The following is a 15,897-nucleotide window of genomic DNA, read 5'->3' on the forward strand; positions in this document are numbered from 1 at the left end:
ACACGGGGACTCACAGAAAAATGTCCGGAGACCTTCCGTGTTTCGCACTATTCGAATTTCCATTCTGCTGGTTATCCTGGCTTACGTATCCATCGGTTCCTGGGTGACGCGGGCGCGCAGCACCGCGTGGGAAGAACCCCTCGACGTTGTGATCTACCCCATTAACGCCGACCGCAGCGATCGCGCCGCCGCCTATATACGCAGCCTCAACAGGGAAACCTTCGCCCCCATTGAGCAGTTTCTCAAGCGCGAGGCGCGCAGATATGGCGTGAATGTGGAGGCCCCCGTCACCATGCACGTCGCAAGGGAAGTCGGCGCCATCCATCCACCCGCCCCGCGTAGCGGAAATCCGCTGGATGCGATCTATTGGAGCCTCCAATTCCGTCTATGGGCTTGGATGCACGACGATATTGAAGGGGTAACGCCCCATGTGCGCCTGTTCGTGCAGTTCTACGATCCCTACGGCGAAGAAATAGCGGGTCATTCCGTGGGCCTTCAGAATGGCTTGATCGGTCTAGTGCAGGCGATGGCAAGCGACGAGGACACTGCCCTCAATAACATGGTCATCGCCCATGAGATGCTGCACACTGTCGGTGCTTCCGACAAGTACGATCCGGAATCCAATCACCCTTACTTCCCCGACGGTTATGCGGAACCGAAAATGGTGCCTCTCTTGCCGCAAAAATTGGCGTAAATCATGGGCGGCCGCATTCCAATGACGGATCGCGCCGCGCTGGTCGCGGAGAACTTGGACATCGTGCTCGTGGGCGAGAAGACGGCGCGCGAGATCAACTGGCTGCGTAATTAGCCAGCGGTTCTTACCTGGCCCTTGAAATTGTGGCGCCGGGCCTGCAAACTCTGAAAGATCGAACTCTCGCGATCATATTCCGATGCCAAACGACCATCCCAAAGGCCTGCGCCGCAACCTCACCCACTACGGCGACCGCGATTTCGCCCTGTACCTGCGCCGCTCCTTCGCGCGCTCCATGGGCTACTCCTTGGATCTGCTGGACCGGCCCGTCGTAGGCATTACCCAAACCGCCAGCGATTTCAACAACTGCCACCGTAACGTTCCGGAGTTGATTCAAGCCGTCAAGCGTGGCGTTCTGAAATCGGGGGGGCTGCCCCTGGAGTTTCCGACGGTTTCCTTGGGGGAGATATTCCTCAGCCCCACGAGCCTCATGTTCCGCAATCTGATGTCCATGGACGTGGAGGAAATGATTCGCGCGCAACCCATGGACAGCGTGGTGCTGGTGGGCGGTTGCGACAAAACGGTTCCGGCGCTGCTCATGGGTGCCGCCTCCGCCGACGTGCCCGCCGTGCAACTGGTCACCGGCCCCATGCTGGCGTTGCCCTATCGCGGCGAGCGCTTGGGCGCTTGCACCGATTGCCGGAGATTCTGGGCCAAGTACCGCGCCGGCGAGGTCGGTGAGGCAGGCATCCACGACATCGAAGGCAATCTCGCCACCACCGCCGGCACCTGCGCGGTCATGGGTACCGCAAGCACCATGGCTTGCATCGCGGAGACGTTGGGCATGACCTTGCCTGATACGGCTGCTATTCCCGCGGTACACGCGGATCGCATGCGCGCTGCGGAAGCGAGCGGTGAACTCGCGGTAAAGCTGGGCAACGGCGGATTGAAACCCAGCCAAATCATCACCGAGAAATCCGTCGAAAACGCCATGCGAATTTTGCTCGCCATCGGCGGCTCCACCAACGCCATCATCCACTTGACGGCCATCGCGGGCCGCGCGGGCGTCAAGATCTCCTTGCATCGATTGAACCAACTCTCGGACGAAACGCCGGTGTTGGTGGATTTGAAACCCACCGGCCAGCACTACATGCAAGATCTGCATTCGGCCGGGGGATTGAAAACCGTGCTGTGGGAATTGCGCGATATGCTGCACCTGGATTGCCTGACAGTCACCGGCCAAACCCTGGGAGACAGACTTCGCGCGGCCCCTACCTACGTTGACCGCAACGTGGTGCGCCCGCGCACGGATCCTTACCAAAGCATGGGCGGATTGGTAGCCTTCTTCGGCAGTTTGGCACCCATGGGCGCCATCCTGAAACGCTCCGCGGCGGATGCATCCTTGTTCGAACGCGAAGGCCGCGCCGTGGTATTCGAATCCCTGGAAGACTTGGCGCTGTGCATCGACGACCCCGCCCTCGACGTCACCAAGGAAGATTTCCTGGTCCTGAAAAACGCTGGCCCATGCAGCCCCAGCGCCATGCCCGAGGCAGGTTACATTCCCATCCCCAAAAAGCTCGCGCAAGCCGGCGTGAAAGACATGGTTCGCATTTCCGATGCGCGTATGAGCGGCACCGCCTTCGGCACCGTTGTACTCCACGTCACGCCGGACGCGGCCAGTGGTGGTCCCTTAGCCTTCGTGCAGTCCGGCGACCGCATTCGTTTAAGCATCAAGGACCGTAAGCTCGACCTCCTCGTGCCGGAGGACATCCTCGCGCGGCGGCGGCTGGGTTTCAAACAACGCGTCATTCCAACCCGGGGTTATGCAAGGCTCTATGCGCAGCAGATCACGCAGGCGGATAAAGGATGTGATTTTGAGTTTTTGCGCGGAGAACCGGGGGAGGAGGGGGCTTAGATCGCAACTACTTCACCGCCGCGTGCTTGAGCGGGTCCTTCACTTCGCGACGCCGCCCGAATTCCATTAAATCGATCTCCTGCTCATCGAACGCATCTTCGAATGCACGCCAGCCGTTATTTTTGATGAACTCTACTTCGTTTGCGGTTATGGGAATTACCTGCATGAAACGCACAGGGGGTTTCAGGTCATCGCATACTTCGAACTCGGAAGGCAAATAACCTGGGAAGCTCAAATAGGCGTACTCGAAACGTGGATCGCCTCCAATGATGATGGGACTCCCGCAAGGATAGATGCAGTGCACGCCGGGTACCGAATGGGACTCGAGGACCATCTCTCCTAGCATCACTAATAGGACAGCAAGAATTTTGGAGTCAAAGGACGCATTCGCGCAAATGACGAATTCCATCCGGATTCTTTCATCTCGCCCAGAGATTTCAAGTAAATGAGTGGACAAGCCAAAAGTAACCAGGGATTGGTCAGCGGGCTCGGGCTTTCCAGGAAAGCGCAACACGAAAAACTCGCGCGCTGTGCCAGATCCAAGAACCAACTTTTGATCTATCGGGCCCAAATACCGTTCTATGTACTGCATCAGAACTTCGCCAACTCGACTCGAAGGGATTCCAGATTCTTCAATCATATTCAGCTTTAGCTGACAGAGGGGACTATCAGATTATCATTTACTGGCTGGCAGTAGGTCTGTACGGGGTAAGGTACGGGGTCAGGAATGTATAACTGTATAGCGACTCACCTTCGGAACGATGTCTGCTCTCTTTTGTCATGGTAATCATGTAAGGCGCGGTATCTCCCGGCGGAACCAGAAGTCCCTGGGAATTCTGAAACACGGCACTCGCGGCCGAGATCAGAAAATTTCGGTGTAAGCTAACGCGATGCTGTTGTCCGGAGCGAATCGAATGGTCGTTAGGTATTTTGTGGCGGCGTGGTTTTGCTTAGAAGGCCTTACAGTCGGAAGGGTCAGGTCTATATTTTATAGCATGCCATGCGGTAACTCCCGCTTCACCTCACGGTCGCGGCGGATTCTCCCCCCAATACATCGGTGCGCTGGTTTTTCTAGCGCTCATCAGGTCTTCCAGATATTTCGAAGGGGTCATCTCCCAGGCAAACTCCATCAAGCGTTTGGTGAGTTCCTTGACCTTCTCCGGATTGGCTTCGGCTTGGTCGTTTTCTTCCGAGGGGTCGCCGTGCAGGTAGTAGAGTTCCGTGCGGTTGGGGAAGGTGCCGTGGACGATCAACTTCCATAGTCCCGCGACGATGCCGCCGCGAAAATCCTCCATGTTCAGCAGGATCTCCTTGCGCGGGCTGGGGGCGTTCTCCGCGATAACGGGCCACACGTCTTGGCCATCGATGGATTTCTTCTGCTCCAAGGAAACGCCCGCGATCTTGAGCAAGGTGGGATAGAGGTCGGTGGCGTGTACCGGTTCGATGGTGGAGCCGGCATTCACGCGCTTAGGCCAGAAGACGATGGCGCCCACGCGCACGGCGCCTTCGTAGTAAGTACCGCGGCCTTGCTTGAAATGGCTGTTGTTGGAAACATCGAAGCGGGGGTCACCGTCGCCCGCGGGAAATTTCAGTTTCAGCGCGCCTCCGCAATTGGGATGAAACACGACGAGCGTGTTGGCAAACATGCCGCGTGCGTCCAGGGCATTCATCACTTTTCCGATCTGTTCGTCCACGGCAGTGATCATGGCGGAGTACGCCCGCAACGGTTCTTCGGCAATGGCTTGGTAGCGATCCAGATATTCCCTTGGCGCTTGGTAGGGGGCCTGTGGCGCGGAGAAGGAAAGATGCATGAATAGCGGCATCCTGGGGTCGTGCTTGCCGATGAAGTTAATGGCTTCCTTACCGAGCAAGCTGGTGGCGTAACCTGGCTCCTTGATAGGTTTGCCGTTGCGGCGCCAATCGGGGGTGCCGTCACGGGCGGTTTTCTTGAAGTAGTCCGCCTCGCCCATCAAACTGCCGTAGTGGAAGTCGAAGCCGCGCTCGGTGGGCCAGTACTCGGGTTTTGCGTGGCCCAGATGCCACTTGCCGATGAGCGCCGTGCGGTAGCCCGCATCCTTGAGGGCTCGCGGCAGAATGCGCTCGTCGCCGGGCAGTCCGTAGGTGCTGAAGGGTTGCGGAGACAAGGTCTGAAAACCGTAGCGCATGGGATAACGGCCGGTCATGGCCGCCGCGCGTGTTTGTCCAGAAAAGGGCTGGACATAGAATTTTTCCAGCCGGAAGCCGTGTTGCGCCAGAGTATCGATGTTGGGCGTTTGTATGCTGCCCCCGTGATAGCCAACATCCTTCCACCCTAGATCGTCCATGGTGATGTAGAGAATGTGCGGCTTGTCTTGAGCTTGCGCGCCATGGCCCGGCGCAAGTAGGGTGCTCAAGACGAGGCACAACGCGATTCGAAACGGCATGATCTCTCCGGCGTGTATATTTGGCACGGATGTTACCTGCATTGAACAGGCTGGCTGCGGTCGTTGGAAATCCATGAGGGTGCAATGAGACTTTTGTTCGCGGGATTGGGATGGTTGTTTGCCGGTGCGGCCAGTGCGGCACCGCTGGCGGCCGAGGGTAGATTCGAAATTGTCTATTGTTATGGCGGCGACGTGAAGGTGATCGAGCACTCCAAGGATGTGATGGGAGGCGCGGTTTCCAGCAGCGGCCCGGTGCGCAGCATGACGCAAGGGGGCGTGCTCGACCGCTCCGCGTCTTCGTGCCACAGCGCCTTCACCGTGGTGCAAGGCAAGCTCAACGAGTACGGTTACTGCGAAGTGGTGGATACGGACGGCGACCGCATGTTCTTCGCCTTCACCTCCGATTCACAAGGTGGCAAGTGGACGGGATATCCGGGAACGGGTAAGTATCAAAGCTATCTCTGGCAAGCCGACTGGGAGCGCATGGGGCCTTTTCCGAGCGTGGTGCCTGGCACCGTGCAGGGCTGCAACCGGTCTTGGGGAACCTACAAGCTGTTTAAAGCCACTGAATTTCAGGCGAAGTAGGCTAGCGCCGTCTTCCGTTCATGGTTCGACTAGCTCACCACGAACGGAAGACTTCTCCGGCTTTTCCTTAGGCTCGCACTGCTAGAATCCAACGATGTCAGAAGCCGTCTTGAAGAATGTACTTGCCCGTATCGAACGCCGTCTGCGCCTCATGCGCTACTTGCGTGGCGCGGTGCTCGTCCTATGCGGGGTACTTTTCGCGGGTGTGCTCACGCGCGGCCTAGCACTGGCGGGCAAGGAAAATCCCGCCCTTTGGGCAATTGTCGTGTTGGTTGGAATTTTGGGCCTGTGCCTATTCGCCGGTTTGCTGCTGAGGGATTTGGTCCAAGGCCGCGATACGCTTGGCCGCGCGGCGGCGGTAGCGGACCAGCGTGCGAATCTCAAGGACGAAATCTCGAGCGCCTATTGGTTCATGGGGATCATCGAACCAGGGCCCGCGACGTCGTTGTCCGGCTGGATTTCTCACCATGTCGAGAAAGCCACCCGCACGGCGATGAAGCTCGATCCCGCCCATGTAGTTCCGCTTTCCTTGCCGCGCAGTGCTTGGGCCGCTGGTGGATTGGCGGTGTTGTTTGCCGCGTTATCCGTGGCCGGCCCGTTGGCACCGGCGCCATGGCAATCGTCCGTGAACCCGGCATCGAGCGCGGCTGATGCGGAAAAAGCAAAAGCCATTCGCGCGTTGCTAGCCAAGGCGGGCGAGGGCGAGGCCGCGCAAAAGCTCGAACAAGCGCTCGCCGCCCTGGAACGCAAGAACGCCACGGAAGAGGAAAAGCGCAAAGCCTTGGCGGACGCCAAGGAAGCGGTGGATAAGAACAACATGGAAATGAGTTCCATGCGCGAGGGGCTCATGCAGTTGGCCGAACGCCTGCGCAACACGAAGGAAAAGTCCAGTACGAGCTGGGATAACTCCGAGCGGGCCGATCGCGCCAAGGAGATGCTCGATCGCATGCTGGGCCAACGCGCCCTCCAGCCGCATTCCGGGGAACTGGATGCGGAGTCGGCCGCGCGCGAAAAGGAACTGGAAAAACTCCTGGACCAGGCTAGCAAGGCCACAGGCACGGGGGAGGGCCAGCATTTCGAAAGCGCCGCGCCCAAGACAGTGGTGGACAGGCTGGAGCAAATTGCCAAGCAACTCGATGCCCAGTCCGCCGGTAATGAGGCCATCCGGCAATTGACCCAGATGCAGCAGTTGCAAGTGGCGCAAACTTCCATTCAGTCCGCTGGGCGCTACTCCTCCGCCCAAACGCAGAATCCGCCTACGGGCACGCCTTCTCCTGATAGCGGCGACACGGCGATGAGCGGTGGCATCATGTTTCGCACGGCGGCCGTGGCCAAGGGCGACAAGCCCTCCGTCACGCAAGAAGGGAGCAAGTCCGGAGCGGCGGCAGGCGAATCGCAAGCCGGCCCCGTCATCGGTAACAAGGAAACGCCGCTGGCGGTGAAGCTCAAGAAAGAGGGCATACGCAAGGAAGGCGAAGACGGCGAGACGGGCGCGGAAGGCTGGTATTACGCCGAGAGCCGCGCACAAGCCTCGCAAGTCGCGCTACAAAATGTGCGCGCCAATACACGGTACACCCAGTCGCAAGCCATGGATCCCGAGCACATCTCCGTGAAGCACCGCCAGGTGGTCAAGGATTATTTTTTGAATTTGCATGCCAACGAGGCCAAACCGCAATGATCAGCGTAAGTGAAGTAGAAAAACAGATGGACCTGTTCCGCGCGAATTTTCGTACCGTGTGCGATGAAATTTCGCGCATCATCGTGGGCAACGAAGACAACATCGTGGGCATCATGACTTGCCTGCTGGCGCGGGGCCACGTGTTGCTCGAAGGTATTCCAGGCATCGGAAAAACCAAGCTCGTGCAGACCTTGGCGGACGTGTTGCACCTTAAATTCTCCAGGATTCAGTTCACGCCGGATTTAATGCCCAGCGACATCATCGGGACCAACATGGTGCACGAGACCGATACCGGAAAGAAGATCATGGAGTTTCAGCGCGGGCCGGTGTTCGCCAATCTCGTGCTCGCGGACGAAATCAACCGCGCCACACCCAAGACCCAATCGGCGCTACTGGAAGCGATGCAGGAAAACAGCGTCTCCGCCGCCGGGCAGACCTATCCGCTGGAGCAGCCCTTCTTCGTGCTCGCCACCATGAACCCATTGGAGATGGAAGGCACCTACCCGCTGCCCGAAGCGCAGTTGGACCGCTTCTTCTTCAAGCTCAAACTCGGTTTCCCTTCCGTGGATGGCTTGCATCAGATCGTCGATCGCACTACCCAGCAGCAAGAACCGGTGGTGGAGCGGGTGATGGAGCGCGGGCAAATCCTGGAGATGCGCGAAACCGCGCGTTCCGTGCCCATCGCCAAGCCCGTGCAGGATTACGCCATTCGCTTGACCCTGGGTACGCATCCGGAACACGACGCGGCGCCGGACATGACCAAGCGCTACGTGCGTTTCGGCTCCAGCCCGCGCGGCACCCAAGCCTTGATACTCGGCGCCAAGGTGCATGCGTTATTGGAAGGCCGCGCGCATGTGGCCTGCGACGATATTCGCGCGGTTACCCTATCCGCGTTGCGCCATCGCATCCTTCTGAATTTCGAAGCCGAAGCCGAGCGCATCAGCACTGACAACCTCCTCGAACACATCTTGGATAAAACGCCGCTGCCAAAGGAGTAAAACCGTAAGCGGTTAAATAAACGGCTCGACAAGGAAGTCTCGTGGCAGCGCTCGCTCCCGCCAATCTCAAGCCTCTTTTCGACGAAGCCTTCTTGCGCAGACTAGAAACGCTGAGCCTGCTCACGCGCCAGCGCGCGCAAGGACATTTGCGCGGCCAACACCGCTCGAAGCGCACCGGCGCGGGCATGGTGTTCAGCGACTTTCGGCCCTACAGCCCTGGGGACGACACGCGCTACATCGATTGGGGAATATACATGCGGCTCGACCGCTTGTTGTTGCGCCTGTTCGAGGAAGAGGCCGACTTGCCTATCTACATCTTCGTGGACACCAGCAAGTCCATGGACTTCGGCGCGCCCGCCAAATTCGATTACGCGAGAAAACTCGCCGCGGCCCTTGCCCACATCAGCTTGCTCAACCACGACCGCGTGAGTGTCGTGGCCTACGCCCAAGGCATCGTGGATGCATTGCCCGCACGGCGCGGGAAGAACCAGACTTGGCGAGTGTTCAAATTTTTGGAGGCCCTGGCGCCCGCCGGGCGGACCAGCTTGGACGCGGCCATACGGAATTACTTTGGCTCTTCGCGCGCACGCGGATTCGTGGTGCTCATCTCGGATTTTCTCGACGCCGGAGGCCTGGAGGAGCCCTTCGCCATCCTGCGGCGTTACCGGCATGACGTGGCGGTGCTGCAAGTCACCGAACCCAACGAAGAGTCCCCGCAGCTGCCCGAGGAAGTGACGTTGGTGGACGCGGAAAGCGAAGTGGCCACGGAGGTTCACGTGACCCCGGGTTTGCTGGAGGCCTACCGCAAAGCCTTCCTGGAACACTGCGAGGGGATCGAAGCTTTCTGCCGCAAGTACGGGTGGAGTTACGCGCAAGCCTCCACCGCTGTCAGTTTCGACGACTTGATGCTGAAGTTCTTCCGCGAGCACGGAGTGTTGCGTTGAACCACGAAAATGCAAGGCGGCCACAGAGGCACAGAGACACAGAGAAAAACTTTTCATCTGCTAACCCATGTTCTCGGCAGCGAGATATACGCGCTCGCAACCACAAACTAAGAAAGCCTTTGCCTTTCTCCGTGTCTTTGTGCCTCCGTGGTGAGGTCTTAGGTTGAACTTCCTAGCCGCAAGTTCGAGCACCGCCTTGGCGCTGCTCGCGGGTGTGGCGTTGGCCGTGCTGGGCCTTTACCTGCTGCGGCCTTCGGCGCGCCGAATCGGTATTTCCTCCAACGTGATATGGAGTCGCGTGCTGAAGGCCCGCAAGCGCGATGCGGACCGTTTGCGTTGGTGGATTTCCTTGGCGGTGGCGGCGCTCATCGCGCTCGCCGTTGCGCTGGCTTTTACCCAGCCGGAATGGCGGCTCGTGAGTGGAGGTGCCAAGCGCTTGCTTGTCGTCGTGGATAACTCCGTATCGCTTGCCACGCGCACCCAGGATGGCAAGACGCGCTGGGATCATGCGGTGAAGTATGCTCGCGGCGCCATCGAGCGCGCCGGGGCCGGTAGCCAGTTCATGGTGCTCGATACGTTGCGCCAATCCGGCAGTCCCGCATGGGAGAAGCTTGCCGAGGCACTCATCCGCTTGGACAAGCTGCGACCCGCCGTGGGGACGGCGAGATTTCCCATGGCCCCTGCATCCCCCGCGGACGGACGTACCTTGGATACATTGTTCATTGGCGATGGTGTAAGCGCCATCCAGGTACCGAAGGGTTACCGTGTGCATTCGGTTTTTGAGAGTGCCAAGAACTTGGGCATTACGGCCTTCGAAGTGCGCGCACAACCCGCCGGTGCGCGCAAGCATGCCGCTTATCTGGAAGTGTTCAACGCATCCGCGGGCACGGAGCAAGCGGAACTCACCATCACCGGCGCCCATGGCCGTCTCATCCGCCAGCATGTGGCGATTCCTGGCAACAGCACAGCTTCCGCCGTGATCGATGTATCGGCTTTTCCGCCTGGGGCCGTGCGGGCTTCCATGCTCTCGGCATCCGATGCGTACGATGCGGACAACACCGCTTTTTCCTTCGTGCCCGCCAAGAGCGTGATACGAGTTGCGCTTGTCACGCGGGGTAACGCCGTCCTGGAACGCGCATTACGTTTGCAACCGCGCCTGCAACTCACGCTGATGTCTTCGCCCAAGTTGAAGGAAGAGGATGGTTTCGACGCGGTGGTTCTGGATCGCATGGCGCCGGCACTGCCGCTGCCCTTTCCAGCATTGATGATTCGCCCGGAGCGCCCCGCCGGATTGCCTGCGAGCGCGGGAGAGCTGCATGAAGCCACCATCAACATCTGGGACGAGCACCATCCGGTGATGGAGCATCTGAGCTTGCGCGACGTAGTGGTGGAGCGCGCCATGAAATGGCAGGTGGCGGATCTCACCAAGGCGCGTGCCGTCGTGCTGGCAAGCGATGCAGCCAAGGGCCCGCTTATCGTTGCGAGCGCGGGAGACCCGCGTTGGGTCGCCACTACCTTCGATCTCTCGAATTCGAACTTGCCTTTGCAAGCGGGATTTCCGGTGTTGCTGGCGAACACTCTGCAATGGCTCACGGGAGAGCCCCAGGCACTGGTTCGCTCGCCCGGCTTGGTGGAAGTTCCCGCACCTGGGGGCCGGGTATTGGGATTGGATGGAAAAGAAATTCCCGTTCGCGCCATGGCGAACGGCATCGCCTTCGAATCGCCGGGCGCCGGGTTTTATACGGTGGTGACGGCCGATCGCGTGCTGCGCGTTGCCGTCAATGCATTCAGCGGCGAGATGATCTCGGTTAACCGGTCGCATTTCGCGCCGCATACGGAGGACTCCCAACAGCCGGCGCCGCGAACCCGTGCCGAACCTTGGGTGCTACTGCTTTTCGTTGCGCTGGCGTTGCTCAGCGCCGAGTGGATGACCTATCACCGAAGGATTACTGTCTAGCTAATGACGGTACGCTTCGAAGCCGCGTGGGCGGCCGTATTTCTGATTCTGTTGCCGGCGCTGTGGTACACAAGCGCTCGCAGCCGGACCAACCTGAGTGCCAAGCACCGCTACGTAGCCGCCTGGCTACGCAGCCTCGCGGTGACAGCGGTGGTCATCGCGCTGGCACAACCCGTGTGGGTAGCCACGACGCGCGAGGTGTCCGTCGTCTACGCCTTGGATGTTTCGCGCAGCATCGCCCTTGACTTCGTGGGTACAGCGTTAAATTGGATGCAGTCCGCCTCGGGCCGGGCGGCGACCGCGCGCTACGTGGCCTTCGCCGGCAGGCCAAAACTGCTAGGCAACCTCGATGCCCTACGCGATGTGGGCGTTACGGACGAGCGCGACGCGGACGATTTGATTTATCAGGGCGCGACCAATATCGAGTTGGCGTTGCAGGAATCGTTGCTGGGTTTTGACGCCCGCCAGCTAAAGCGCCTGGTATTGCTCAGTGACGGCAACCAAACCGGCGGCGACGTTTGGAGTGCGGTACCACGCTTGAAAGAGGCCGGTGTGCGCGTCTTCACCATTCCGGCGAAACCGCGGGCTCGCAAAGACGTGTGGGTGGAATCCTTGCAGGCGCCCGATACCTTGCGCCGCGACGAACCCGGCAGCGTGAGCGTGCGCGTAGTGGCGCAACAGCCCACCGGTGCTCTTGTGTCCATAGAGGCCGGCAATGTAATTCTTGCTTCCCGGGCAGTTGCCTTGCGTGTGGGAATCAATAGCGTGAATATGCCTGTGCGCCTTGGCCGCTCCGGCAGCGTGTCATTGACGGCCTCGGTAAAAGCCCAGGACGATGAGATCGCCGCGAACAACCGCGCACAACAAAGCGTGTGGGTGGGGCCGCGCGCCAAGATTCTTTACGTGGAAGGCCAGCCCAATGCCAGCCAGTATTTGCGCGATGCTCTCGTGAACCAAGGCATTGAAGTGGATACGCGGGCCGCGGAAGATCTGCCTGCGGACGTGGCGAGCCTGGACCGCTACGATGCGGTAATGCTGTCCGACATCCCCATTGCGCATTTGAGCGAAGAGAAAATGTCGGCGGTGAATACTTACGTGCGAGAACGCGGCGGCGGTCTCTTGTTCGCCGCGGGTGAATCCACCTACGGCGAGAAGGGCTTCGCGGGCACGCCGCTGGAACGCGCGCTGCCGGTGGATTTCAAGGCACAGGAAAAGCGCAAAGACCTAGCCTTGGCCGTGGTGGTGGATCGTTCCTACAGCATGAAAGGCCGCAATATCGAGTTGGCCAAGGCCGCCACCATCGCCGCCCTGGAGATGCTGGAAGAGCAGCACCGCTTCACCGTCATCACGTTCGATTCCCAGCCCTACGAAACCGTGCCCTTGCAATACGTGCGTAGCCGCAAGAAGGCAGAGGACCTCATCAGCCGCATTCAGGCGAGCGGGCAGACCAATATCTATCCCGCGCTTCAAATCACCTACCGCGTGTTGGCCAAGTCCGGCGCCAAATCCAAGCACGTAATCCTGCTCTCCGACGGCGATACCGCGCCAGCGGATTTCGAGCGCTTGCTCAACCGTATGAACAAGGAACAGATCACCGTGTCCACCGTTGCCTTGGGTCTGGGGGCGGATAAGGAGTTGATGGGCAATATCGCCAAGTGGGGCAAGGGGCGCGCGTACCACGCGCAAACAGCGCAGATGGTGCCCCAGATCTTTGTCGAGGACACGCAAAACGCCGTGCGCGCCAACTTGGTGGAGGAGCCCGTCCGCGTGTTGGTCAAGCGGCGCATCGAGGCTCTGCGTGGCATCGACTTCAAGGACGCGCCTGCGTTGAAGGGGTTCGCCAGCACACAAGCCAAACCGCTATCGGAAGTGTTGCTTACGTCCGAATCGGGCGCCCCCATACTCGCGCGCTGGCATCACGGATTGGGCAAGACGGTGGCTTTTACCTCGGATGTGAAGAACCGCTGGGCGGCGGATTGGATCAATTGGAACGGTTACGGAAAGTTCTGGGGCCAGCTCGTGCGCGAGACCATGCGCCGCGAGCTGAACGAAGAACTGCGCTTCGCCGTGCGGCGGGAAGGCGATGAGGCCATCGTGGAAGTGCATGCCGCGAATCCCGATGGTACTTTTCGCGACCAACTCGCGCCACGAATCCGGGTCCACACGCCCGAAGGCGCAAGCAGCGTCGCCGCCATGCGCCAGATCGCGCCCGGTTTTTACCAACTGAAGATGCCTGTGGCCACCTCCACGGCCGCGCCTTTCCGTTTCGAATTAATGGTCGGCGGAGGCATCAGCGCCCAGTGGGCGGGGGCCACCGGCGCGAGGAGTTTGTACTACCCGTTCTCGGACGAATTGCGTTCGCTGCCCCCCAACACCGAATTGCTGCGTGCCATCGCGCGGGAAACCGGCGGAAAGTACGCGCCAACGATGGACGAGATCTTCGCGGATTACGGCGAGGTGGGGCAGATCGAGAAACCTCTATGGCGCTGGTTCGCTCTAGTGGCTTTGGTCTTCTATCTTCTGGATTTGTCAGTGCGCCGCGCACCCATCGTGCGCCGGTGGTTGGATACTTAGGCTCGGAGCGAGGTTCATCCGGATTTCGTGTGAATCTGTGAGGAAGCCGTTCACTCACCCTCGCCCTTCTCCCCGAGGGAAAAAGGGTAAACGTACACCCTGGAATTAGGAATCTCACTTGCCCTGAAGCGAATGGTTCTCATACTCCCTTCGCCCTTCGGGAGAAGGACGGGGGATGAGGGAGATTCGGTTTGAGAACCCACTTAAATCCGCCGCATTTACACGCGCCGTCCCACGGAAATGTCTGAAGCACCCGGATTGATGAACGGCCGCGCAAAGCCGCATAATGCAAGGGCAAGACCATTACTTATTTATAGGGAGGAGAGATCGTGAAGGTATTCGCGTTCGTAATCGTGGCGGGTTGCATCGGCGCCACCACCGCATGGGGGCAGGATGACAGGCGGCTGATAAGGCTCGCGCCGGAGGAGATCAAGACGCCCCAGTCCGCCACCACCCAGTCCGGTACGTCGGGAGTGAGTGGATTGCGGATGGGAGTGTTGTCAGGCAGTCCCAAGCAAGCAGGTCTTTACACGGTCTTCCTCAAGCTCGGGCCTAACGGCAAGATTCAACCCCATGCCCATCCCGACGACCGTGTGGGGATCGTTGTCTCCGGAACGTTTTATTTCGCCCATGGCGACACCTTCGACGAATAGAAGCTGAAAGCATTGCCGCCTGGCAGCTTCTACACCGAGCCCCCGGGCGCTAATCACTTCGCGATGACCAGGGATGAGTCCGTCACGATATACGTGACGGGTACCGGACCCACGGGGACCGTCTACGTGAATCCCGCGGACGACCCGAGCAAGAAGTAAGAGCGCCGCCGCTGCGTGAAAGTAACGCGGGTAAAGGCGGCTGTCTTTCTTGCTGCGGGGTGGTACTGCGCCGGCGCCGTTGCCGAAAGTACCTGTTACGGGACGGTGGCCAAGGGCCGTTTAGAAAATGCGGTCTCTCTGCCCGTTAAAGGCGCCAACTTCATCGCGTACAGTTTACTGGCCGCCGTCCTCTGGCGAAACCACCTGCATTCCAAGGTGAAAGAAATCGTCGTGGCCACGTACGCGGCGATGGAAAGGAGCATCCCTTCCAAGGTTTTCGTATACGGTGAAACGGGTTGGGCAGCGGGCGGGCGCATTCGCCCGCACCGCACCCACCAGAATGGGCTGTCCATCGACTTCATGGTGCCTGTGACCAACCAGGGCGGAAAATCCGTGCCTCTTCCCACCAGCCCGCGTAGGGCGCAATAACCGAAGGGCATAGCGCCGCATGTCAATCCGAATTGGGCGCGGACCCATGATACCCACCACCCCAACCGGGCGGTCTTGGCCGGGTTGGGCAAAGCGCTGCCTCTGGGCACTCAGGCGGTGCGCGAACAGGCCAGCGCGGCGGCGGAGTGCCTGCCGGCGATGCTGCGGTTGAGTTTCGAACAAATGCTCGCACACTTGCGTGTGCGGGATCATTGCATCGTGGAACTCGATCGCCAGTTCGAGGTGATGGCCAAGCAGAGCGAGCCGGCACGGCGCCTGATGGGGCATTCCTGGCATCGGTCCGTTGATCGCACTGGCTATGGTGGCGGCCGTGGGCAATGCACGAGAGTTCAAGAATGCCCGCCAGTTCGCCGCCTGACTCGGCTTGGTGCCTCGCCAGTACTCCACGGGAGGCAAAGAAGGGTCTCGGGTCGGACCTCCCTAAGCCATTGTCGATTCATGCAATTCGTTCCATGAAAACGTGTTGTCGAGTCTTAAAGCAGTACTTTCCATACCGCATTCGCACACATAAGGTTTCCGTGGTTCGCGCAGCACGAGTCCTTCTCCTGATTCGGCCATTTCTCGGTGCGATGCCCTGAGCCCAAGCGCTTCCTTTACTCCGGCAATGTAACGCTCGCTCCCTACCGCAACTGACCGAGTCCAGGTCTCGTCTCGCCTGGTCCCGATTTCTCGAAGCGCCGTGTCCACCCATTTGCGGTACTCCTCCTGAAACGTATCGGCAGTAAATTAAGGGCACCTCTAATAATCACTTTTCTACGACGGATCTCTTACCGCGTTAGCGAAATGAGTTTCATTCTCGGCCAGGTGACCTTCAGCCGGGTTATTTCTCGACTTTCAAGGCGTTTTGCGAGCCTCTTCACTGGCTTTGTA

At 59.6% G+C, this 15,897-nt stretch carries 13 protein-coding genes; 11 read left to right on the plus strand and 2 right to left on the minus strand.

The annotated features are described in order from the left end of the window. The first annotated feature begins 37 nt into the window (after positions 1-37). Both EXR36_05360 and EXR36_05365 read left to right on the plus strand, forming a co-directional pair. The gene (locus EXR36_05360; GenBank protein ID MSQ59071.1) at positions 38-694 is read left to right on the plus strand and encodes a hypothetical protein; all 657 of its coding nucleotides are present in this window, start codon (positions 38-40) and stop codon (positions 692-694) included. A 196-nt stretch (positions 695-890) separates the two neighbouring features. Continuing rightward, positions 891-2,606, plus strand: coding sequence for a dihydroxy-acid dehydratase (locus tag EXR36_05365; GenBank protein MSQ59072.1), 1,716 nt, complete (start codon positions 891-893; stop codon positions 2,604-2,606). Positions 2,607-2,613: 7 nt separating this feature from the next. Here the strand turns inward: EXR36_05365 and EXR36_05370 are convergent, their stop codons facing one another. After that, positions 2,614-3,246: a suppressor of fused domain protein gene (locus EXR36_05370; GenBank protein ID MSQ59073.1), complete on the minus strand. Its 633-nt coding sequence runs from the start codon at positions 3,244-3,246 to the stop codon at positions 2,614-2,616. Positions 3,247-3,628: 382 nt separating this feature from the next. Beyond that, positions 3,629-5,104, minus strand: a complete 1,476-nt coding sequence (locus EXR36_05375; GenBank protein MSQ59074.1) for a sulfatase — start codon at positions 5,102-5,104, stop codon at positions 3,629-3,631. 9 nt (positions 5,105-5,113) lie between these two features. Between EXR36_05375 and EXR36_05380 the strand changes: the two genes are divergently transcribed. The 9 genes from EXR36_05380 (at position 5,114) to EXR36_05420 (ending at position 15,385) form a co-directional block, all read left to right on the plus strand. Beyond that, complete coding sequence (locus tag EXR36_05380; GenBank protein MSQ59075.1) at positions 5,114-5,614, plus strand: hypothetical protein; 501 nt, start codon at positions 5,114-5,116, stop codon at positions 5,612-5,614. 94 nt (positions 5,615-5,708) lie between these two features. Beyond that, entirely contained in the window at positions 5,709-7,292 is a 1,584-nt protein-coding gene (locus EXR36_05385) for a hypothetical protein (protein ID MSQ59076.1), read from the plus strand. Beyond that, positions 7,289-8,290: a MoxR family ATPase gene (locus EXR36_05390; GenBank protein MSQ59077.1), complete on the plus strand. Its 1,002-nt coding sequence runs from the start codon at positions 7,289-7,291 to the stop codon at positions 8,288-8,290. Before EXR36_05385 ends, EXR36_05390 begins: the two co-directional genes overlap by 4 nt. Before the next feature lie 41 nt (positions 8,291-8,331). Further along, positions 8,332-9,234 carry a DUF58 domain-containing protein gene (locus tag EXR36_05395; GenBank protein MSQ59078.1) on the plus strand — a complete coding sequence of 301 codons (903 nt, stop codon included), beginning with the start codon at positions 8,332-8,334 and terminating at the stop codon, positions 9,232-9,234. A gap of 163 nt (positions 9,235-9,397) precedes the next feature. Beyond that, positions 9,398-11,191, plus strand: coding sequence for a hypothetical protein (locus EXR36_05400; protein ID MSQ59079.1), 1,794 nt, complete (start codon positions 9,398-9,400; stop codon positions 11,189-11,191). Between the two features lie 3 nt (positions 11,192-11,194). Further along, positions 11,195-13,765 carry a VWA domain-containing protein gene (locus tag EXR36_05405; protein ID MSQ59080.1) on the plus strand — a complete coding sequence of 857 codons (2,571 nt, stop codon included), beginning with the start codon at positions 11,195-11,197 and terminating at the stop codon, positions 13,763-13,765. Positions 13,766-14,094: 329 nt separating this feature from the next. After that, complete coding sequence (locus EXR36_05410; protein MSQ59081.1) at positions 14,095-14,418, plus strand: hypothetical protein; 324 nt, start codon at positions 14,095-14,097, stop codon at positions 14,416-14,418. Between the two features lie 174 nt (positions 14,419-14,592). After that, the gene (locus EXR36_05415) at positions 14,593-15,006 is read left to right on the plus strand and encodes a hypothetical protein (GenBank protein MSQ59082.1); all 414 of its coding nucleotides are present in this window, start codon (positions 14,593-14,595) and stop codon (positions 15,004-15,006) included. A 286-nt stretch (positions 15,007-15,292) separates the two neighbouring features. Beyond that, complete coding sequence (locus EXR36_05420; GenBank protein MSQ59083.1) at positions 15,293-15,385, plus strand: hypothetical protein; 93 nt, start codon at positions 15,293-15,295, stop codon at positions 15,383-15,385. The last annotated feature ends 512 nt before the right edge of the window (positions 15,386-15,897 follow it).

The organism is Betaproteobacteria bacterium, from assembly GCA_009693245.1.
GTDB lineage: Bacteria > Pseudomonadota > Gammaproteobacteria > Burkholderiales > SHXO01 > SHXO01.